16 protein-coding genes are annotated in these 21,722 nt (G+C 51.3%); 5 read left to right on the top strand and 11 right to left on the bottom strand.

The features are described from left to right. The first annotated feature begins 4 nt into the window (after window positions 1–4). Window positions 5–460 carry an SsrA-binding protein SmpB gene (gene smpB / locus ACFOET_RS04470; protein WP_379019995.1) on the top strand — a complete coding sequence of 152 codons (456 nt, stop codon included), beginning with the start codon at window positions 5–7 and terminating at the stop codon, window positions 458–460. An 11-nt stretch (window positions 461–471) separates the two neighbouring features. On the opposite strand, the gene ACFOET_RS04465 is transcribed toward smpB, so the two are convergent. Both ACFOET_RS04465 and ACFOET_RS04460 read right to left on the bottom strand, forming a co-directional pair. Then, window positions 472–2,286 carry a MutS-related protein gene (locus ACFOET_RS04465; protein ID WP_379019993.1) on the bottom strand — a complete coding sequence of 605 codons (1,815 nt, stop codon included), beginning with the start codon at window positions 2,284–2,286 and terminating at the stop codon, window positions 472–474. A 63-nt stretch (window positions 2,287–2,349) separates the two neighbouring features. Continuing rightward, window positions 2,350–3,006, bottom strand: coding sequence for a protein-L-isoaspartate(D-aspartate) O-methyltransferase (locus tag ACFOET_RS04460; protein WP_379019991.1), 657 nt, complete (start codon window positions 3,004–3,006; stop codon window positions 2,350–2,352). Window positions 3,007–3,121: 115 nt separating this feature from the next. Here ACFOET_RS04460 and ACFOET_RS04455 point away from each other — a divergent pair, with 115 nt between their 5' ends. Further along, the gene (locus ACFOET_RS04455) at window positions 3,122–3,862 is read left to right on the top strand and encodes a hypothetical protein (RefSeq protein ID WP_379019989.1); all 741 of its coding nucleotides are present in this window, start codon (window positions 3,122–3,124) and stop codon (window positions 3,860–3,862) included. Here ACFOET_RS04455 and priA read toward each other — a convergent pair. Together priA and ACFOET_RS04445 are read right to left on the bottom strand one after the other, a co-directional pair. Continuing rightward, window positions 3,856–6,339, bottom strand: coding sequence for a replication restart helicase PriA (gene priA / locus ACFOET_RS04450; protein ID WP_379019987.1), 2,484 nt, complete (start codon window positions 6,337–6,339; stop codon window positions 3,856–3,858). The genes ACFOET_RS04455 and priA overlap by 7 nt on opposite strands. A 1-nt stretch (window position 6,340) precedes the next feature. Continuing rightward, window positions 6,341–6,730 (bottom strand): DUF423 domain-containing protein, encoded by a 390-nt coding sequence (locus ACFOET_RS04445; RefSeq protein ID WP_379019985.1) that lies wholly within the window; start codon window positions 6,728–6,730, stop codon window positions 6,341–6,343. A 124-nt stretch (window positions 6,731–6,854) separates the two neighbouring features. Between ACFOET_RS04445 and ACFOET_RS04440 the strand changes: the two genes are divergently transcribed. Beyond that, window positions 6,855–7,634 carry a hypothetical protein gene (locus tag ACFOET_RS04440; RefSeq protein WP_379019983.1) on the top strand — a complete coding sequence of 260 codons (780 nt, stop codon included), beginning with the start codon at window positions 6,855–6,857 and terminating at the stop codon, window positions 7,632–7,634. 54 nt (window positions 7,635–7,688) lie between these two features. Here the strand turns inward: ACFOET_RS04440 and ACFOET_RS04435 are convergent, their stop codons facing one another. Beyond that, entirely contained in the window at window positions 7,689–10,733 is a 3,045-nt protein-coding gene (locus ACFOET_RS04435) for a ThuA domain-containing protein (RefSeq protein ID WP_379019981.1), read from the bottom strand. Between the two features lie 175 nt (window positions 10,734–10,908). Here ACFOET_RS04435 and ACFOET_RS04430 point away from each other — a divergent pair, with 175 nt between their 5' ends. Continuing rightward, window positions 10,909–11,985: a DUF6695 family protein gene (locus tag ACFOET_RS04430; protein ID WP_379019979.1), complete on the top strand. Its 1,077-nt coding sequence runs from the start codon at window positions 10,909–10,911 to the stop codon at window positions 11,983–11,985. A 29-nt stretch (window positions 11,986–12,014) separates the two neighbouring features. Next, complete coding sequence (gene panD, locus ACFOET_RS04425) at window positions 12,015–12,383, top strand: aspartate 1-decarboxylase (RefSeq protein ID WP_379019978.1); 369 nt, start codon at window positions 12,015–12,017, stop codon at window positions 12,381–12,383. A gap of 18 nt (window positions 12,384–12,401) precedes the next feature. Here panD and ACFOET_RS04420 read toward each other — a convergent pair whose 3' ends face one another. From ACFOET_RS04420 to ACFOET_RS04395, 6 genes are all read right to left on the bottom strand, one after another. Next, a complete protein-coding gene (locus ACFOET_RS04420; protein WP_379019976.1) occupies window positions 12,402–13,346 on the bottom strand; it encodes a dihydrodipicolinate synthase family protein in 945 nt (314 codons plus the stop codon). Between the two features lie 21 nt (window positions 13,347–13,367). Continuing rightward, window positions 13,368–14,459 (bottom strand): galactose oxidase, encoded by a 1,092-nt coding sequence (locus ACFOET_RS04415; RefSeq protein WP_379019974.1) that lies wholly within the window; start codon window positions 14,457–14,459, stop codon window positions 13,368–13,370. Continuing rightward, the gene (locus ACFOET_RS04410; RefSeq protein ID WP_379019972.1) at window positions 14,456–15,391 is read right to left on the bottom strand and encodes a dihydrodipicolinate synthase family protein; all 936 of its coding nucleotides are present in this window, start codon (window positions 15,389–15,391) and stop codon (window positions 14,456–14,458) included. The genes ACFOET_RS04415 and ACFOET_RS04410 overlap by 4 nt, the downstream gene beginning before the upstream one ends. Before the next feature lie 51 nt (window positions 15,392–15,442). After that, window positions 15,443–16,924: a sulfatase gene (locus ACFOET_RS04405; protein WP_379019970.1), complete on the bottom strand. Its 1,482-nt coding sequence runs from the start codon at window positions 16,922–16,924 to the stop codon at window positions 15,443–15,445. A 154-nt stretch (window positions 16,925–17,078) separates the two neighbouring features. Further along, the gene (locus ACFOET_RS04400) at window positions 17,079–18,533 is read right to left on the bottom strand and encodes a RagB/SusD family nutrient uptake outer membrane protein (protein WP_379019968.1); all 1,455 of its coding nucleotides are present in this window, start codon (window positions 18,531–18,533) and stop codon (window positions 17,079–17,081) included. 12 nt (window positions 18,534–18,545) lie between these two features. Further along, a complete protein-coding gene (locus tag ACFOET_RS04395) occupies window positions 18,546–21,713 on the bottom strand; it encodes a SusC/RagA family TonB-linked outer membrane protein (protein WP_379019966.1) in 3,168 nt (1,055 codons plus the stop codon). Between the last annotated feature and the right edge of the window lie 9 nt (window positions 21,714–21,722).

Here is a 21,722-nt window from a genome sequence, read left to right as displayed (position 1 = left end):
TCACATGGCACTATCGTCGGACATCAATATAAAAAATAAAAAGGCCTATTTTGAATACCACATGCTGGACACGTATGTGGCCGGCATCAGGCTGTTGGGCACGGAAATCAAATCCATACGGGAAGGCAAAGCAAACATCAATGATTCGTTCTGCACGTTTTTCGATGATGGCCTCTATATCCGCAACATGCACATAGCCGAATACTCACACGGGTCATTCTACAACCACGAAGCTAAACGCGACCGGCAATTGCTATTGAATAAAAAGGAGCTCAAAAAACTGAAGGTCAAGAGTGAGGAGCGTGGTTTCACTATCATTCCACTGCGCATCTTTATCAGCAAACGTGGATTTGCGAAGGTTGAAATTTCGTTGGCACAGGGAAAGAAAGACTTCGACAAACGGGAAACCATCAAGGAGCGTGATACCAAACGCGAATTGGCCCGGGTGATGAAAGGATAACGGATAACAAGCTAATCTACTATTTCTATTCCAATTTCCTTCAGCAGCAGGGACGCATTGAAAATCGTACATTCTCCGGCTTTAAGCTTGTAATCAAACAGCATCTCACCATTTGCAACCTGAATATCGAAGTGGTAATTGACGAGCACACCGGGATATTCGTCGGCTAGTTTAGCCAGCTGTAAGTCGTGTGTTGCGACCATACCTACGCCATCATCGGCGATCAACTGTTTAATGATGGCCTTGGATCCAAGGTATTTGTCTTTCGAATTGGTACCACGCAGCATTTCATCGACAAGGAAAAACGTATCCGGCTGCCGCTTTACCGTGCTTAAGACGAGCTGTATGCGGTTTAGCTCTGCCTTGAATGTCGACGTGCTCTCGTTTAGCGAATCGGCTATACGCATATAGGTGACCAAGTGGAAAACGGGTAGTTTCATATGCTTGCCACATACCGGTGCCCCGCAGAACGCCAATACCGCATTGCTTCCGACGGTACGTAGGAACGTGCTTTTCCCCGCCATGTTCGATCCGGTGATCAATGCGACACGGTGATCATCCATGCGGTAGCTATTTGCTACGGCCACACTGTCGGGTATCAGTGGGTGCGATAGGTCTTCTGCCACGACAAAGGGCTTTGCTGCTTCGACCACTTCGGGAAATGCCCAATGGGGATGGTTTCGGCTCAAGACGGCGAGGCTGACCAGCACTTCAGCTTCGGCAACGGCATCAAACGCTTGGAGCATATCTTCACCGTATTGCCGGCGCCAATCAAGGATCGCAAATACCTGCCTGAAGTCCCAAAGTGCAACCATATTGAGCATGGCCCCAACCAGCATATTCAACCGACGGTCCAACCGATCGATCAGTGTGCCCAGCTGACGGAAAACAGCAGAAACCGTTTTCCCGTCCTTTTGAGTCCGCAATGACGACAGCAAATCCTTCCCCAGCTGACTTTGCCATTTCCGCTGTTCAATCAATTCAACAGATGCCGCCAACGCTCCCAGCAGGCGCCCGGCCCGGCCCACCAGTTCGGCGATACGGTTTACCTTTCTCGCATAGACGACCGCTACCAGCAGGTGAGCCAAAGCGAAGAAAGCGGCAATGCTCGACATAGCTGGGAAGAAAATTGCGAGTCCCACGACAAGCGCCATCAGCCATGGTGCAGCCTTGACGTAGATACGGCCGTAGGTGTTTCCCAGTGCAACATTCGGGTTGGCCAGAAAGTGGCCGAACTGCTTCCTGAAATCCTCGGGTTGGCGCAGGTTGAACCACAACCTGGTCTGGAGCTGTTGACACCATTCCCAATCGGCGGCCAATTCCTTCACCATGTGTTGTCTCATGGCAATGGCTTTCGCATCGGCGGGCACGGACAACCAGTCCGCCAACAAGCGATTCGCCTGCACGGTACTGCAGCGGTTGGCCAATGCGAACAATGATGAAGGACCGAACACATCCAAGTCGCCGCTGTAAGGGTGGTGTGCATCGTTGAATATCTTCCCGTCAGAATACTGATTCGGCTTTCCTTCGGAGATGTCTATTTCATTTTGGTTGACGGCCAGGAAATCTTCGAGGGCAGCCCTTCGTGTTTCCAGCTTGCTTTGCCGCCACACCAGCGACATGAAAAGGATGATGGTGCCGAAGAAAAGGGCCATCACCAAACCGATATGCTCTGATTGCACCGCAATAAACAGCGCCGCACCCCCACCGATGATTGTGGCGAGACGTAGTAGGGAATTGCCATTGATCTGTTTCCGCAATGCGGACAACCGCCCGTTGGCTTCCGCTGTATTTTTGCGATAATGCTGGTAAATGTCTGCTGTCATAATATTTTTTCCATCATATTAGTATCACCTCAATAATCGCCCACGCCTTCGCCTACCAACCGCTCACCACGCTTGGTCTCCGACGAGCGGCACAAAGCGGAAGGTATCCAGTTCAATCCGCTCGTATTCCTGCTCGGCCACCTTCAGGATGGTAACCATCTTCTGTTCCTTTTCATTACCTACGGGAATGACCATTACCCCACCGATACGGAGCTGCTTCAGCATAATATCGGGAATAAACGGTGCTCCCGCGGTCACCAGTATCTTATCGTAAGGCGCGTGCTCAGGGACGCCCTTCGACCCGTCGCCAAGAAAAAAATGTGGTTGGTACCCCATATATGGCAACACCTGAATTGTACGGCTATAGAGATTTGGCTGTCGCTCTATGGTGTAGACCTCCGCCCCCAATTCCATCAAAATGCACGTTTGGTAACCGGACCCGGTACCGATTTCCAACACCTTGTCTGCAGGCTTGATATGCAGCAATTCGGTTTGGTAGGCTACGGTATAGGGTTGGGAGATGGTCTGTCCGTCGCCGATGGGAAACGCAATGTCTTTGTAGGCCTGGTTCCAAAACGTCTCGTCAAAAAAATAATGCCGCGGAACCTTGCCGATGGCCGTTAATACGTTTTTATCCGTAATCCCGCGCTTTTTGAGCAGTTCCACCAACTGCTTGCGCGCTCCCCGTTCCCGGTAGTTGTCTATAAATTTATACGCCATTGCGGCCCAAAAATACAGAGATTAACCGATAATCTGATGATGATTCATTTTCAGCTAACGATCCATTGATATCCGATTTTATTCTTTATTTTCGCACGGAATAAACGTTTTACAAATGAGGTATATTCTTTTATGTGTTTTTTTACTGTGCATCGGCCTTCAGGAGTTGACGGCGCAGGTGACAAGAATTGACACCGTTGCTTATCCTACGCCGACCATTCCCAAAAAGAATCACTATCATTTCAATACCGACTATTGGTATACCGTAGCCCTGCGGGTTTATGCGCATGAACAGTTTCCACAATTGCTTAACCAGCCTTCGGCACAACCCTACCGTAATTCGTACCTCAACGGCATAATGCTCAAGATCAACGACAACCAAATCAGCTACCGCCTTCAGGCGGCTCATTTTAACGGCGATGTATCGTTCGATTACGAATGTGAGGGATGCGGGCCGGTTGTCAATGGAAAATTCCGGAATACAGCGCTGAAAGTGGGGGCTGAAAAAAGCGTGAGCTATTCCCGCTTCCAACCTTATTTCGGTGGCGACATCGGTTTTATGATCCAACGGTTCTTCACCAAGGGCTATGAGAACACGGCCGTATTTGCGGAGGACAATAAAAACGCGGCGTTGTTTTCGCCGTTTATCGGTTTGAAGCTTTACGTCGCCCCCCGGGTCGCCATTGGCGCCGAGGCGAATTTCAACATGGCATACACCTACCAAAAGGTAAACAACTATGCTGATGATTCATTTACCGGTGTTCCTGATCAAACCAAACGTTACCGCTGGGAATATTTTTTCGCTCCCGTAGCGGCTGTCACGCTTCAGTATAGTTTTGGCCTGATCAATCAGTAGGGATCTACGTCGACCTGTATCCGGACACCTTTATTGGCTTTGCTGGCTTCGAAGTGCAACAGGATGGTTCTCAGCAGCTCCTTTACTTTTGGCATGCTGATACCGGCACGCTCAACCTTGATCAGGATACTATAGATGTAGTGGTTGCGTACGCGACCGACCAAGGGCATTTCGGGTCCGTTTACGCGGTGGGCCAATCCTTCCCTCAGGGAAGCAGCCAAGCGATGAGCCGCATCGTGAACTACCTGCTGCTCTTTGTGTTTTACATCGATTTTAAATAGCCGATAAAAGGGCGGATAACCGTAATTTTTCCGCTCAGTCACTTCCGTCATGAACATGCCTTCGTAGTCGTTGTCTATCACTTGCTGGATCACTCGATGGTTGGGCGCATAAGACTGGATCATTACCTTTCCGCTGCTGTTGCGCCGTCCAGCCCTTCCGCTGACCTGAGCAAGCAGGGAGAATGCCCGTTCATACGCCCTGAAGTCGGGATAATTGATCAAGCCATCGGCATTGATGATACCGATTACGCTCACTTTCCCGAAATCCAACCCCTTAGCTACCATTTGCGTGCCCACCAACACGTCATACCGGTGTTCATCAAACGCATTCAACACGCGGTCAAACCCATGCTTCCCCCTTGTCGAATCCAAGTCGAGGCGACCGACACGAGCGTTCGGCAGCAGGCTTTCCAATTCTTCTTCAATACGTTCGGTACCAAACCCCTTACTTTCAATATGGGTTGAACCGCATGCGGGACACACCTGTATCGGATCCTCGGAAAATCCGCAATAATGGCAGTGCAGTTTGCCGCTACTTTTGTGATAGGTGAGACTTACATCGCAATGGATGCATTTAGCGATATAACCGCAGGTATTGCATAGTAAAACCGGTGTATGCCCTCTCCTGTTCTGAAAGAGAATCACCTGTTCTTGTCGGGCCAATGCGGCTTCCATTTCCTGCAACAGGGTGCCGCTGAAGTAGGAAAACATATTTCCCTTACGGCTTTCCTCGCCGATGTGCACGGTAACGATTTCAGGCAATTTGGCTTCACCGAAACGCTGCTTCAATTCCACTAACCCATATTTTCCTGCACGGGCATTGTAGTAGCTTTCGACGGCCGGGGTAGCCGACCCCAGCAGTACCTTCGCGCCATGGATATGGCCAAGATAAATGGCAGTATCACGTGCGTGATAACGCGGCGCGGGGTCAAATTGCTTGTAGGAATTTTCATGCTCCTCGTCAACGATAATAAGTCCCAATGCCTGGAAAGGCAGGAATACAGCCGATCTTGCGCCGACGACCACTTGATATTCGTTGTTGAGTACCTTGTGCCATACTTCCGCACGCTCGTTGTCATTGAAGCGTGAGTGGTAGACGCCCAGCCTGTTGCCGAAATGCGCCCGCAGGCGTTCGGTGATTTGCGTTGTCAATGCAATCTCGGGCAGTAGGTATAATACGTTGCCGCCCTTGGCTATTGCCTCTTCCATCAGGCGAATATACAATTGGGTCTTACCCGACGCCGTCACACCATGGAGCAACACCACGTCTTTCGCGGTAAACCTATCCTTAATTTCACTGAACGCCTGCGCCTGCGCCTCATTGAAAGTAAACTCGCCCGTAATTTCGACATCCTCGCCGTCCAACCGGCTTACTGCGCGATCTTCTGTGGTAAATATTTCCTTTTCAACCAACGCTGCGATGGTTGCCGCACTGCTACCGCTCGCCTCCATGATGTCCGCCTTGGTCACTTTTGGATGCTGCCGGTCTAATTGCAGATAAGCCAGTACCGCGTTCAGCTGCTTGGGTGCCTTACTCAACGAATCAAGCAAGGCCTTTCGGCCGTAACCATCCGCATAGTCTTGATGCAGACGGACATAGGTCTTCATCTTGGGCTTGTATTTAGGCGCTATTTCTTCCGAGATCAGGATAAGTCCTTTGTCAAACAACCGTTTTAGTATCGGAAAAACCGTCTTTTGCCCGAGCAGTTTCACAATATCGCTCACCTTCAGTTCAGGCGAAATATCCAACGCATCAAGTATAAGGAACTCCTTGTCATTTAAATCGGAACGATCTGTATGGTTGAACTTAGCTGCGATAATTTTCGTCTCGCTCGCCAATTTCAGTGCTGCCGGAAGCGCGGCCTGCATTACTTCGCCAAGTGTGCACAGGTAATAGGATGCGATCCAGTCCCAAAGTTGCAACTGGTTGCTGTCGACGATGGGTCGATCATCCAGCACATCCAGTATATACTTCGCTTCGTATAGCTCCGGGGGGCGATCCGTCACCCGGTAAATAACCGCTGAATACACTTTATTCTTGCCGAACTGCACGATGACGCGGACACCGGGCATCGCCCTGGCATTCAAAACACCGGGAACACGGTAGGTATAGGTTTTAGCAATGGCCAACGGCAATACCACTTCCACAAATAACGTTGTCCGTGTGTGGGCATTTCCTTCCGTAAGTTCAAACACGTTATCCTTTGTTCTTGATCGTCGCTACAAATAATCCGATCCAGCCTAAAATAAAGCAAAGTCCACCGATCGGCGTGACCGGCCCTAAAACCGATGGATTGCCGAAGCCTGTGACCGCACGGGTACTCAATAGATAAAGTGAGCCCGAAAACAACAATATCCCCAGCGTAAAGGTAACGAAAGAAAACTTGATGTAGTTGTTTTTCGCCCTGGAGAAGGTAGCCAGAAACAGCAATCCCAGCGTATGGTAGAAATGGTAGTCTACCGCTGTTTCCCAGGTCTCCAAATGGCTCTCACTGATCTTCCCTTCCAAACCATGCGCACCGAAAGCGCCCAATGCTACTGCAGCGAAACCAAAGAAAGATGCGGTGAGTATAATCCGTTTGTTCATCGACGCGTCAATGATGTAATTTAAGGCTAACTTATAATCGCAATATTTCGTCAAACATAATTATAATTGGCATGATATCCAAGAAGGTTGGAAAATGGCACTTTTTGTGGTACGTTTGTAAAGGATGAGGAATTTGTTAATCGTCACAGCTGCCGTGTTTATTGCCATACTGGTTACCTCCTACTTCTACTTTTCGAACCTGGCGCAGCACGAACAGTCAAAACAAGACGCACATGAGACCCCTGAGGGGGAATCCACCCCGCTGACCACAGCGGCCGAAGCCGGGCCGTCATTGGCACCGAATTTGACGTGGGCTTTTGACTTAAATGCGCAGCCGACAATTGAACCCGCCGTCTTTTCATATGACGACACCAGTAAGTTTGTTATGGTGCAAGACGCTTATCACATCCTCTATGCCATTTCGATAACCGGAGACAAGTTATGGAATGCCCAATTGCCGGGTGCTATTGTGGGCCGTATCCAGCAACTGGATGATCATAGCCTGATATTTGCGACCGCCGAAAGGCTGTATCGCATAGACACCGAAGGTGACCCGCTGCCGGGATTTTCACTGCGGCTTCCGCACAGGGCGACAGAACGCGTCACCGGTTATCATGAAAATGATGGCAGCCTGCTTATCGAGGTGCAAGCTACAAACCGAACGCTCGTCTACGATGGCCGTGGCAGGCATCTGCGAAGCCGATCGGGCGAAAAGAATAGAGCTGATAAGTATGCCGAGCAGCACCACGGCAGGCAACCCACAAGCATCGATACATTGCTCCGGAATATTCCAACCGACTGCGGACCGCTGTTTTATTACGGTCCGTTGCAGGATGGAGGCGGCGACTTCCTGATCTGCAATGAAGGCGGCCGGACCCTGTATTGTTATTCGATAGCCGAATAGTTGTTAGTCCGGCACCTACACCTTAAAACCGGCTAAGCACCTAAAACCCGCTGCTCACTCCTTGCTTTCCTTCGGCCGTAAGTCGACAGTCTTGGAGCCTGACAACGGACGGATTCCCATTCCCGGGCTGTTGGTGTACTGCGCAGTGATGCGTAGTACCGTCTGCTCACCATCCCCGGTGGAAGGTGGACGGGCAACGATCGTACCTTTTGCGGGTAGCGACTTCTTTTTGACTGCCTGATCATCTGCCAGCGACATGATCCACTGCACAATCTGCCGGGCCTCCGATTCCTTCATATCAGGGTGTGCGGCCATTGCTACCTCACCCCAGACCCCGCTGCCGCCCTGCATGATTTTTTCCATGAGGTACGTTGATGCACCTTGCCGGCCTTTATACCGTGAAGCTACCTGCATATAGGACGGGCCTACACTGGGCTCGTCGATTTTATGACACGACTGGCAATCGGAAGCCATCATCAAACTACGCCCCAAGATGATCTCGGACACCTGTTGATGGCCTAGGGATGCACCGGCTAAATCAGTACCTTTTATGTAATCGACGGCGACTACCAGGTTGCCAGTGTCTATCGGACGACCGCCGTCATCTACCTTCACTTCGTATCCGATGTTTTCACCCGGCGCGTAAAAACCAGCGCTGTTTGTCAAAACGATGTCTACGACAGGGTTGTCATTGCCCGCATAGACCATAACGGGGTTACTTTCGGCTTCCCCCTTGGCGTCAGCTACCGTGACGGTAATCGCATATTCCCCCGTCCTGTCCAAGGTATAGGTCAAGGACGGTTCGTCGGTCTGTAAGGTAGCTTCGCCGATCTTCCACGTGTAGCTAAGTTTGTCATTTTCGTAATCCTCGGCTTCTACCGTTGCTTTTACGGTAAAAGGCACCCTGCCGTTGCTTTTCTCAACGGTGATATCACCTACCTTCGGCGGAATATTGCCGGCGATGTAGTCGATCCGTGCGATGCCGGCATCGGGATTCTTGGCAAACCATCCCCTGCCATATTCTAAGATATACAAACGACCGTCTTTACCCACCTCCATATCGATCGGATTGGCGAAAGACTCCCCTTCCATAAACGGTTCCATCTTTTCGAAGTCACCATTGGGCAGCATCGTCACAGCCTTGATCCATCCGCGTATCCAGTCGTAAATGAACAATTTCACGTCATAGTAGTCGGGGTATCGTGTCGCTTTAGCAAACATGTCCGAATAGTACACCGGCCCGGCCATTGCATTCCGGCCGCCCGTGCCCAGCTGCGGGAAATCCGGGGAAGCCCCGTACGGATACCAGATAAAGGCAGGCTGCGCTGGGGGAAGCCACTGCATGCCGGAATTATTCGGTGAATTGTTTTCAGGCTTTGCCGGATCAAACGGTGCCCCGGAACGTCCCGTAGCATAATCATATGCCCGGTAAGCATAGTTGTCTCCCACGAACAGGGGCCATCCAAAGAAACCCGCCCCGCGCGCCTGGTTTATTTCATCATAACCGCGCGGGCCACGTGTCTCCAGGCTATCGTTATTTGCATCAGGGCCAACTTCTCCCCAATAAAGGAACCCGGTTTTCTGGTCAACCGAAATCCGGTACGGATTGCGATTGCCCATCACATAAATTTCCGGTCTGGTTTTTTCCGTTCCTTCGGCGAACAGGTTTCCATCGGGTACTTCGTACGCACCATCGGGCAGTACTTTGATACGAAGTATCTTGCCGCGGAGGTCATTGGTATTGCCGGCGGAGCGCCGCGCGTCGTATTGCTCAAACCCCGGGCGGCCGTCTAACGGGGCAAACCCACGGTTTTTGAATGTTGAAGGGTCCGGCTGGTCGAAAGGCGTGGAATTATCGCCTGTGGACAAGTACAAGAGTCCATCGCTCCCGAAAGCGATGGAACCGCCGGTGTGGCAACAGATGTTGCGTTGCGAATAGAACTGCAACACCACCGTTTCCGATTGCGTATCCAGGGTGTCTTTCTCCGAATCATACACGAACCGCGACAAACGGTTTACGGACGTATCAGCCGGGCTGTAAAATGCGTATATATAGTTGTTTTTCTCAAAATCAGGGTCCAGTGCCAGTCCCATAAACCCTTCTTCGGCATTTACATTGGGAACTTCCGTCCGGTGGTAAACGTCGAGATACCCAACTTGCTTTACAGCTTGAGTTTCCTGCTCATATAACATCAGCTCCCCGCGCCGCTGGGCTACGAGGATATCGAAACTGGGCAGTATAGCCATCTCTGTGGGCTCAAAGAGGCCGCCTTGATGCAGTTGCGTCTTCACGAAACGCTGTCTTTCAGGCACCAGCTGAGTCTTTGCTTTCCGGTAATTCAGTTTTCGGTTCTCTCCAATGGCATACCTGATGCCGCCGAGTATGAGCTTTAAATGCAGCGAATCAGTGAAGGATTCGGCTGAATGGCCGAAGGCCGTGAAAAATGACCGTCCACCATCGTAATCATGGTACCAAACCATGGGATGGTGATCGCCGTTTTCGCCTCCTTCGTAGCTTGACTCGTCGATCGTGATCAACACCTTGATAGCTGGGTTGAGCTTCTTGAAATTATACCATTCGTCATTGTAGGTAAACGTAGCAGGCAACCCCTCGGTAGCTGGGTGCAGGGAGTCCACTACATGGAATGTAGCTTCCTGCGGTTGCGGATGGTTTTTGAAATAGCCGCCAACCAACCGGCCGTACCATCTCCAGTCGTACTCGGTGTCGGAGGCCGCGTGGATGCCCACGAAACCGCCTCCAGCCTGGATATATCGTTCGAACGCGGCTTCTTGATAATGGTTGAGCACGTCGCCGGAGGTGCTCAAAAACACCACAGCCGAATATTTTGCTAAGCTGTCTTCATTAAACCATTCAGCGTTGCTGGTCGTGTCGATAGCAAATCCGTGTTCGCTGGCAAGCTTGAGCAACGCGGAATTGCCCGCCGGTATAGACTCATGGTAGAAAGCGGCTGTTTTGCTGAATACCAATATCCGCGGTTTACCGCTGCGCTTGTTGCAGGCGTTTACGGCAAAAAGTAAGGTTAATCCTAAAATCAGAATCACGGGCTTAAGCGTGATTCTATCAATAATCTCTTTCATAAATGGCGGTTTGTCGCGTAATGTTTCATCTGGATTGCAAAAATGGTAATTTCCGCAACAATATCATGAAAAATTTACGCCACTTGGGTAAGTTTTCTGGTACAAACAACACAATCAGCGATGATTAGCTTACATTTCCCAAATCTTTACAGATTCAAAAGGTTACTTCACTGCCGTGGATAAATCAGTGAACGGAGATCAGTTGGAAAGTAACGTTGACGTAGCTTTGGTCATCGCATGGCCTGACAAAACAGCCCGAGGTGATGAGCGGTGGATGGCTTTGCTCAAGCAGGTCGGCATCGTAAAAAACCTAAACTTCCGCGTAGGCCACGCAGCAATTGTTTTGATACACCGCCAAAGCGGATTACTCGCTTACTATGATTTCGGTCGATATGTTACGCCCCGTGGGTACGGCAGGGCGCGATCCGCAGAATCCGATCCGCGGCTTGCATTATTCACTCGCGCACAGTTCGATCGAGATGGGCGAATCCTGAATCTACAGGCCATCTTACGCGAACTGCAAGAAATGGAGTGTGCGACCCACGGCGGCGGCAGGTTATTCTTTTCCATGGCGACCGACCTATCGTATACCGCGGCCAGTCGCGTTGCTCAACAGATTGTCGATGGCGGACCGGTAAAATACGGTGCCGTTGCCAGGGGAAACAACAGCTGTTCGCGTTTTGTTGCACAAGTATTGCTTGCGGGCTGGAGCAGGTGTAATCCTGCAAGACGCAGGGTCTTGTATCCGGAAAGCTTCAAGCCAAGCCCGATGAGCAATGTCGTCAACGCCGCTCCGGATAAAACGGTTTATTGCTACCACCACGGCATGCTAAAAGCAGCAGCCATGACCCGGTGGCAATCGTTGCGTTTCCAGGTCGATTTGCTACGGCACAACTTTTCGCTTTCCAAAGCTCAACTCCTGCCCTGCGATCGGCGAGCCGGCAGCATCGGCGAGCCGGAAAGGCCGCCCACCGTGCCGCAGTGCGCCCATTGGCTGGGCGGCATCGGTGAGGGCGCGTGGTTCGCGCTTGAACAGGACGGTGATATAGATACGATCACGGTGGTAAAATATAATGTTGACGGGCATGTGGACTATAAGGTCTGCTGTCAGGCCGACAGTGGGATAGACCCAGCCCTGCCCTATCAATTCACCTATGATTGCCACCATCAATGGCATGTGGTGGTACAAAACCAGCAGCGGTATGTCCTGAAAACGTGCCAACCTTCCAAAAGCCAAATCCGCACAGCATAACAAACAACGTAAGAAACACAAGAATATAAATGAAGTTAACTATTTTAAAATCAAAAATTCACACGGTAAAAGTAACAGAAGCGAATGTTGAATATAACGGGTCCATTACCGTTGATGCAGATTTGCTGGATGCCGCTAACATCAAGAAATACGAACAGGTTTACATCAACAACGCCATCAACGGCAGTCGTATCATGACCTACGTGCTTCCGGGCAGACGCGGCAGTGGGGAAGTGTGCATGAACGGTGGAGCAGCGCTGCACGCCAAGGTAGGTGATACTGTCCATATCCTCAGCTTCTGCAAGGTCCATGAGGATGAAGCCGATGCTTATCAGCCCGTGTTGGTGTTTACCGGCGATGACAACCAGATTACGTCCATCGAAAAGTATAATTATTAATAGAGATTTAGCTATCTTTTAGTTGGTCTCAAAAAACCACCCAGGCAACGTTCTATGTGCCCCCTTTCTGATTCGTTCGACTTCTATGGAGGATACCCAACGGTACGGCCAGCGTAGCCTGGTTCCAATATCCGCCCAGTTCCCCACCGCTGCCAGCAGTTTATCTAATGCGGGGTTACTGAATCCCTGCGCAGCAAAAGGTGTGATATATCCGGCAAAAAACGTTTGGATGCACTGCTCGATGCCAAGCGCTTCCTTCATATCGATTTGCATCAGCTGCCACCAGCGTTGAGCGGCCCATGGATTGATGCAGGCCACATTCGAATAGGCCCCGCTGGCTACCCCATGATTTACCCCTGACGCCAAATGGTGCCCCGGCACAAACACGGCAACCTGTGCCGCAACGGGCCGCATCCGTTCATACCAGTCGATGTCTCCATCAAGCACCTTGATGCTAACCAGCTCCGGGATCTGTTTAACAAGCGTACTATACGCTTCAGGCTCCAACACACGCTTCGCATGCGGCGGATTATAAAGCACGATGGGAACCGGCCGTGCGGACTCCGCAACCCGCTTAAGAAAGTCGCATGCCTCCTCAATGCCTACACTCACCCAATCGGGCAGAATCACTTGATACGCCGCGGGCTCCAAGTGAAGGGTGCGTGCAATACGGCTAAGGGTGACAACGGGCACGGGATGCGACGCCCCGATCTGGAACCGCATTCCACGGCTCTTGCATTTCGTTGCCAGCATTTCGCTTACCTGATAAAACTCGTCCTCTGTTTGCGTATGGAATTCCCCGGCGGTACCATTCGAATAGATGCCATCGACTCCCGCATCGATCAACACGTCGATCTCGACAGACAACCGTTCAAAATCGATTGAATCATCTTCGTTAATAGGCAATAATAACGTTCCCCAGTTTCCACGGCACCAATCGGCCTCCGATATGTTACGCTCCATTTCCATTGTTAAAACTCGCTATTATCTTTTCATTGTCGGTTTAGCTGCCAACACCCGATTTGTCCGAACACCCGGGCGAGTTTCCCCCATGGGCAATATCACCTCGTCTTCCCAAACCACCAGTGGCGTAGTAACCGGAGCCCACGTACTGGCGTTGGGATTACGTTCCGAATCAGGCTGCCTATCGACCCAAACCTCTCCTCCGTTCCGCCAAGCACCTGTTTTCATATCAAACACCAAAATACCGGTCCGAAATCCGGGATGTTCGTCTTTCAGCTCGCCGCTCTTTTCAGCAAGACTACCGTCGTCTCCACCGAACACCAACAGGCGATGTCCACTGTTGGTAAAGGCCGGGCTTGGTGCGGCGGCCGTCGCGTACGGGAGATCATCGATCTGCTCCCATCCTTTGCCTGGCCAGTACTTGAACGCATCAGTCAGGTATTTTCGCTGCGGAGCCGAGTCGTTGTCTCCTTCCAGCGCAACGCCGCTCATCAGGTAAAAAGCACCATCAAAAGAGCCGGCCACACTGAGCATGCGTGGTTTGCCCGGCCATGGCTCCAGCACCTTCCATTGCCTTTCAGCCACCGGCTTTGCCAGATCGAGCGTCCAGAATGTGTGCCCTGCCGTGCAGGCCGTTGGTCTTTCCAATCCGCCAGCTAGGTAAATCACGTCGCCGATTAGCGCACCGCATGCATTTGCATTTGCGTAGGGCAAATCCGGCAAGGTGTCGATCATCACGCGCCCTTTTTCAAAACGCAGTGCATAAGCTTCTCGGCGGTGACACTGTTGATCACTGCCACCTATTAGCAATACCTGATCGTTCCAAGTCAAGGACACACCATATCCTATCGCCCGGGGCAATTTACCCACTTCTTCCCATTTTTCCGCACCTCCCTTCAGCGCATAAATTTTGTCGCTCCAGATTTTGGTCCCCCCCGACCAAGGCCGGGTACCTTCCGAGAAATGGGATCCACCCGCAACCAGCAAGTGCCCATTGCTGACACCGGCGAAGACGCCGGCAAACCCCACCGCATCAGGCACCTGTGGCAGCTGCCTCCAAGTAAGGCCCAAGTCACCCGCTTGGTGACCAGTGTGCGTGACCATCCTCGTCATGCGTGTTTACCGACCGGCATACTACTACGCTTCAAGGTATCGAAAAACGACAGCGTTTCCAACTCCCCCCTCAACGCTTCAGACTGCGCGGCACTAAGCGGTTGCAGCGGCAAGCGACAATGCCCAAGCTCATACCCTAACATGCTCATGATCGCCCGCTGAGCCGGGATTGGCGAGTACTTCACAAACGCTCTGACCATATCCACAAGTCCTAGCTGAAGCCGTTGGGCAGTTGGTAGGTCGCCAGCATCGAAAGCTTGCATCACTTCCTTATACACGGGAGCAGCAAACGTATAGGTGCTTCCAATAGCCCCCTTAGCACCGACTGCCAGTGCGCTAAGCAGTAATTCATCATATCCGAAAAGTACATCGAACTTACCGCCGTCGTAGTTCAAGCATACCTGGTATTCATGAAGGGTGGACGCCGTATATTTGATACCGGCTAGGTTAGGAATTTCTTTGTCGGCTAACTGCAAGAACGCCACCATATCCATCCCTACGCCTGTGAGAGCCGGGATATGATAATAATAAAAAGGGGTACTGGGAGCAGCAGCCGCGATTTCTGCCATGCATGCCACTAGATTGCCTATCGACGATGGTTTGAAATAAAAACCGGCGACAGCCGAAATTGCGTCAGCGCCGATCCGTTCGGCATGGGAAGCCAGCTTGCGCGACTCGGCAATCGAGGTATGCCCTACATGTACCAGGACAAGCAACCTGCCTTGAGCTGCCTCCATATAAGCTTCAGCCGTCGCCATCCGTTCTTCAATGGTCAGGTTCGGCCCTTCGCCGTTTGTCCCGCAAATAAATACACCTTTCAATCCATCGTCCACAAGTTTGTCCACCAAAGGTGGTATCCCATCAAGGTTAAGCGAGCCGTCTGCATGGAATGTTCCAAAAGTAGCAGCAATAAGGCCTTGTATTTTTGTCATTTGAGTATGTCATTAAGTATCTAAAAAATTTCAACTACACCGTTTCCTATTCTACTTTCCCTCCGTATTCGTTGCATCGCCGTCCGCCTTGTATTCTGTAGATTTCACTCCTGAAGGCTTTGTCATATCCGCTACGTCTGGCGCGTCGGATGACGGGATGAATTGCCTTAGACTGTCTATGGTATTCGAGTGGCGATGTTCACCAGCCAAGTTATGCCACTCATGGGGATCCTCTTCATGATCATACAATTCTTCCGAGCCATCAGCGTACCGGATATACCGCCACCGCTCGGTACGGACCGCGTGGTTTCCCTTCATGTACGTCATCAACGCCGGCGGGAACGGCATGTCTGGATCCTCCAAAAGCGGTACGACCGATTGTCCATCAACCGCTTGCTTCTCCGGCAGCCCGCAGAGGTCAACAAGCGTCGGATACACCGTGGTCATATCAACCGGTGCATGCACCGTTGTTCCTGGCTTTATCTTGCCGGGCGCAACAAGAATAAACGGAATGCGTGTCGTCTTTTCCCACAGGGCAAACTTTTCCATGTGCCGCTTTTCACCCAGATGGTATCCATGATCGCTCCATAGCACGATGACCGTATTATCAGCGTGTGCACTGCGTTCCAACGCATCGAGTACACGGCCGATCTGCGCGTCGGCAAAGGTAGCGGCTGCTTGATAGGAAGTAACCATGTCGGGCCAGGCATTCGGATCCTCTGCCATTGCCTGCTCCATACCGTCCCAGAACCAAGTGGTCGGCTCCATCAGCTTCGCAGCCCCTGTTGGCAGGTCGGCCCAGTCGTCCGCTTTTACCGCCGGCATCACAGCCCCCTCCACTGGATACTGGTTACGGTACGCGGGCGGCGAATACATAGGCATATGCGGGCGAAAGATTCCCACACTGAGCATGAATGGAGAATCGTGTGGCTTGCTCAGAAAATCCACCGCGTAACTTGCGGTCCGGTAATCAACGGCATCCGTTTCTTCGAGCGGCCATGCACCCCAGTCTGTATTTTTGCTGCCATACCATTCGAAGCCGTTCAGCTTTTCGGCTGGTATCGGCGAATCCGGATATGAGTCAGGCATGGGTTGGAAATCGTCGAACGATGCTGTATCGTGAAACGCTCCGTCCCAGTGGTGGTGAAAAATTTTTCCTGCGCCTGCCGAATAATAGCCATGTTTCATAAAATATTGCTGGATGGTCTCTGTATCCGGTAAGGCGCGCCGCCAGTCTGATTTATTACCATAAATCCCCGTTTTATGAGGACGCTTACCCGTCAATAACGATGCCCGGGAAGGATTGCAGGCTGGCGATGAGCAGTAAGCATGTGTAAAAAAAACGCCCTTGGCTGCAAGCCTCTCGATATGCGGAGTGCGGATGGGGTTATCGGAATCAAAAAGCGTGATCCAGTCATTGAGATCGTCTACCGCAATAAATAAGACATTCGGGCGGTTCTGCTGCTGGCTACGGCAGCCGGCCGCAATCAAGGTGACGACGATTGTTCCGATCCATAAAAATTTAAGTTGCAAATATCCATGCATTATATAATGTATTAGCTTTCCCTGTTTGGTTTATTGATTTGTTCAACAACGTACACACAGGCCGCGTTGCCGGTCAACACCTCTGCCGCTCGGCTAATCTTGCAGCTACGCTGTTGGACGTACTGCAGTAAGAATATGCGTTTCAATATCCCTGCGTTTGTTTAATGTTCGGATTCCTGTTGATCGATGTATTGTGTACCGGCCAGAACAGGATATGCGATTCACCTTCAAGCCCGGCAAGACTGGGCACCTCGTCGAATACAACACCAAAGCGGATCAAATCCCACCAGATTTTTCCCTCAGCAACGAACTCTTTTTTGCGTTCGTTCAGTATCTCCCGGTCTACCTGCTCAGGCGAAAGCCCGCTTGAATAAAAATTGGCTGTGCCGTAAGCCCGTTCCGCAATCGCATTCAGCCGGTCGATCGCCAGGCCGGTATTATCCAATGCATTTTCGATCTCGGCACTCATAAGCAGCGCATCAGCATACCGGTAAACCACAATATCGGCATCAAAAACGCGGGTCTGGTTTTCCCAGCTGCCTGCATACTTGTTGATCCACTGAAAGGTGGCATTTTTCGGCGCGTCAAAAAACGTTTCGAAACTCACCTTAGTACGCTGGTCAGACGCATTCGCCGATAGAAATTCTTTATAGGCATCTGTCAAAAATATCCATTGCTGATGCGACCCCACCTTGATCGGATTTTCGACGTATTGGGTTGAAATGTATTGCAGCGGCACCAGATGATCTGCAGGATAACCGCCAGTGTACTCGTCCATCACATAACTCCAAGCAAACACGATTTCCTGATTGAGTTCGTTGCGGAACACACTCGAAAAATCAGACATCAACGTATAATTGGTATTATTGAGCACGGCATCTACCGACTGCTTCGCCCGGTTCAGTACTTCAGTACCTTCTCCCCTGACTTTTGCCATCCACAGGTAATAATCGGCCTGCAACAAATTGATAGCCGCCTTAGACGCAAGATTGCGGTCGGTCACATTTTCGGGCATCAAACCATTTGCCGCCTCAAGATCTGCGCCCACCTGCTCAAACACACGCGCTGCCGGATCACGAGATGGATACAGGTCTTCCTGTTGCCCCGACTCAAATCCGTTCAGCAGCACCGGGGCGTCGCCCCATACGCGACCGATCCAATAATAGCAAAAGGCGCGAACAAACAGCGCATTTGCCAGCACCTTGTTTTTTTCGCTCTCATTTATAAATGAAATGCCCGGCGTATACTTCAACACCAGGTTGCAGTCGTTGATGGTCGTATACAGGTTCTGCCAGTTGGCATGGGTATGCGTGCTGTTCAGCCGATTGCTAAACGGGTCGCTGTAAGTCGCATTTGTTGCCAAGCCCGGCCCCCACAACCCTGACCGATATTCCCCCCAGAATATATACGCAGCGGAGAAAGTCGAACGCATTTGGTTGTAAATTCCGTACATTGCCGCTTTCGCGTCGCCCTCACTCTCCCACATAGAATTAGCAGTGATGGCACTCTTCTGGTTAACATCCAGCTTGTCGTGGCACGCCTGCAATCCCAGCAAGCCAGCCACCACATAGATCAGATAAAATCGGTTACTCTTCATGATACGATCATTTTATAGGGTGATTTTGGCTCCAACGGAAAACCTTCTGATTGGAGGATAATTATAATACCGATTGTCAGCGGCGTTACTGTAGGTAGTCGAAGCGCCCACCTCAGGTGAAATTCCCATGCCTTGCACAGCAGAGAAATAGTGCAGGTTAGTGCCCGACAGTGTGAGCGTCAGATCCCTGACACCCAACCTGCTGAACACTTTTTCAGGCATTCGGTATTGTAGGGTTACCTCCCTCAGACACAAATAGTCACCTTTATAGTTAAACACATCGGATGTCCTGGAGAAATTCGAGTTACCAGCATCGGGATCGTTGGCGGTGAATCGGGCATATTTCGTGTTGTCGCCTTCCTGTTTCCACGTTTCCTTCACTTCATTCACCAAGGTATAATTATTTGCAAACGTATTCATGAAATAGCGCATATACGCATTGTGGTTGATGGAATGTCCGAGCGCCCAGTCGACAAAGATATTCAGGCTAAAGTTTTTGTAGGAGAACGCATTGTTCAGACCACCTGTTGTATGCGGGACCGTCACGCCGAGCTCGAACTGGTCCATGGCGGTAATCCGGCCATCCCCGTCGCGGTCCTTCCACTCGTAGTCGCCCGGTAGCTTCCGCCCTTGGATATTCCGCCCGTCGGCAGGGTCCCAACCCCGTGCACGTTCGTCGTACCGGGCGTTCGCCGCCTGTTCTTCATTCTGGATGATGTAATCCACCATATAGCCGAAGTACCTGTAGAGAGGCTCACCTTCGGCAATACCCCCAAAGGTCGTTCCATCCGCCAATGCGATTCCCCCGATACGGTTCCGTTCGCGGCCGTTATCAGGCAGTTCCAGTACTTTGTTTCTTACAAAAGACCACGTCAGCTTCGAGTCCCATGAAAACGCATCCGTTTGAACATTACGCGACGACAATTCCAGATCAAACCCATGGAACCGAACTTTACCCACATTCATCTGTACGTTGTTGAACCCCGAAGTATTAGGCAATTCCACGCTGAACAGCAGGTCGTCCGTAACCTTATTAAAATAATCGGCGCTAATTGAAATACGGTTATTGACAATATTCATGTCTAGGCCGACATCCAGCTGTGTCGAGGTCTCCCAGGTCAGGTCCCGGTTCGGCATGGTGGTTGGGGCGATGCCCGCATTGCCATCGTACCGTCGGTCTGTATTATACCGACCCAGCGCATCATATAGCCCGATTGAGTTGTTACCCGTTTGCCCGTAGCTGGCCCTCAGTTTCAAATAGCTGATCATACGGCTATCGCGAAGAAAATTCTCATCTGAGATTATCCAGCCTCCTGATATACCTGGAAAAAAGCCCCATTGGTTTCCTTGCGCAAACAGCGACGATCCATCATACCGGAATGTCGCCATCAACAGGTATTTTTTCTGAAAATCGTAAGACAGGCGTCCGAAATACCCGATCAAAACCTCTTCTTCGAAATTACTGTCGGCCCCGGTTTTGTTCGGTCCGGCCGTTAGGGTCGGTACCTTATCAGAGCTTGCACCCGTCGCGCTTGCGGAGAACCCTTTTCTATCGGTCACCTGATAGGAATAACCCGCCATAGCCGACAAACTATGCGCGTTGAACGTTTCATCGAAAGTTACGTATGCGTCAAGCTTCGTCCGCCCCAAGTCTCCGAATTCCGCTTCGGTAGTCCGGAGTCCGCTGAACTCATGCGCTTTTTCGAAATAGTCATATTGTGTCGTATGGTTATAGCTTGAAAGCTGTACATTGGCCTTTAGTTGATCCAGAATTCGGTAGTTCAGTCCACCGATCAACGAAAGCCGCCGGTCTTTGTTAGCCACGTCGCGGGTATAATCCCACCACACCGGATTTGGAGAAGTGGCATTGTAGCCAGGTGTCGGCCGGCCGTCTGCGTAATAAACTTTCTGTGTGGGCGGCGTAGCAAGGCCGCGGGCGATCACATTCATTTGATTCTCAAACTCGCTTGAGTTTGTGGACGAAAAGTCAAACGCCGTATTGAGGTTCAGACGGTCCGAAATCTTTACGTCCGCCTTTGCACGTGCGCTGTACCGCGTATAGCCGGTACCCAAAGCAACACCGGCATCGTCTGTATAACCTCCGCTGGCCGCATAACGGAGAAACTCATTACCGCCATCGATACCGAGGTAATAGTTTTGCCACAATGCGTCGCGGTACATCAGCGATTGATAGTCATTATCCTGGTAGATGAGGGTCCTGCTTGGATCCAACGGATCCGGCATTGACCCATAACCGGCCGGAACGGTCTCTCCTTCGCGCAGATAGCGGGTCGAATAGATCGAGTTGTCGTCATTTCCCGCGCTGGCCGAATACCCGGACGCACTGTTGTAAGCCGGCGTCGGCCCCAGTGCAACTGCGGGGCGTACCGTATTGATATAGTCGCGCGCATTCATGAAATCGATGAGCGTTTCGGGCCCTTGATGTGCGAGGCTTGCGTCAAAGGTGATCCGCGGCTCTTGAGACGCGGATCCCTGTTTGGTGGTAATCAGCACGACCCCGTTGGATGCTCGCGATCCGTAGATGGCTGTCGATGCCGCATCCTTCAGTACTTCGATGGACTCCACATCGTTCGGATTAATACCCGAAAAGGCCCGCTCGACCCCGTCTACCAATACAAGGGGATCATTTGATTTGTTGATGGACGAACCACCACGAATCCGGAAAACGGCATCGGCGCCAGGCGTATTGTTAGACTGGTATACCCGGGCACCGGCCACTTTGCCCCGCAACCCTTCACCCACCGTGCTGATCGGGATATTCTGCAGCGCTTCTCCCCCGATCTTAGTTATCGCTGAGGTGATGGTTCGTCGCGACTGCGTACCATAGCCAACGACTACCACCTCTTCGAGGTTGGCGTTCGTCCCTTTAAGGAGCACCTTAACCTCATTCGACACCGGGATTGGCACCTCCGCCCTCTCGAATCCAACCATCGAAAAGACCAGTACTTTGCCTGTTACAGGGACTTCCAATCGAAAAGCGCCACGTTCATCGGTGGTTGTCTTCAAGTCCAAGTCTTTCACTAAAACCGTCACACCTTGCAGCGGCATCCCGTCAGCGTCACTAACGATGCCTGACACAGCCCGGTCCTGTGCAAGGGCGCTCGTACTATACACCACGATACTGCACAAGCCAATAAGAAACAAGAAAGCCTTCATCATTCAACAATT

Origin of the sequence: Parapedobacter deserti (assembly GCF_042646065.1) — a bacterium.
GTDB lineage: Bacteria > Bacteroidota > Bacteroidia > Sphingobacteriales > Sphingobacteriaceae > Parapedobacter > Parapedobacter deserti.
This window is presented reverse-complemented; position numbering and strand designations above follow the sequence as displayed.

Coding starts and splice junctions, on each gene's coding strand:
- smpB (WP_379019995.1), top strand. CDS start 5: ATGGCACTATCGTCGGACATCAATATAAAAAATAAAAAGGCCTATTTT.
- ACFOET_RS04465 (WP_379019993.1), bottom strand. CDS start 2,286: ATGACAGCAGACATTTACCAGCATTATCGCAAAAATACAGCGGAAGCC.
- ACFOET_RS04460 (WP_379019991.1), bottom strand. CDS start 3,006: ATGGCGTATAAATTTATAGACAACTACCGGGAACGGGGAGCGCGCAAG.
- ACFOET_RS04455 (WP_379019989.1), top strand. CDS start 3,122: ATGAGGTATATTCTTTTATGTGTTTTTTTACTGTGCATCGGCCTTCAG.
- ACFOET_RS04445 (WP_379019985.1), bottom strand. CDS start 6,730: ATGAACAAACGGATTATACTCACCGCATCTTTCTTTGGTTTCGCTGCA.
- ACFOET_RS04440 (WP_379019983.1), top strand. CDS start 6,855: ATGAGGAATTTGTTAATCGTCACAGCTGCCGTGTTTATTGCCATACTG.
- ACFOET_RS04435 (WP_379019981.1), bottom strand. CDS start 10,733: ATGAAAGAGATTATTGATAGAATCACGCTTAAGCCCGTGATTCTGATT.
- panD (WP_379019978.1), top strand. CDS start 12,015: ATGAAGTTAACTATTTTAAAATCAAAAATTCACACGGTAAAAGTAACA.
- ACFOET_RS04420 (WP_379019976.1), bottom strand. CDS start 13,346: ATGGAGCGTAACATATCGGAGGCCGATTGGTGCCGTGGAAACTGGGGA.
- ACFOET_RS04415 (WP_379019974.1), bottom strand. CDS start 14,459: ATGACGAGGATGGTCACGCACACTGGTCACCAAGCGGGTGACTTGGGC.
- ACFOET_RS04410 (WP_379019972.1), bottom strand. CDS start 15,391: ATGACAAAAATACAAGGCCTTATTGCTGCTACTTTTGGAACATTCCAT.
- ACFOET_RS04400 (WP_379019968.1), bottom strand. CDS start 18,533: ATGAAGAGTAACCGATTTTATCTGATCTATGTGGTGGCTGGCTTGCTG.
- ACFOET_RS04395 (WP_379019966.1), bottom strand. CDS start 21,713: ATGATGAAGGCTTTCTTGTTTCTTATTGGCTTGTGCAGTATCGTGGTG.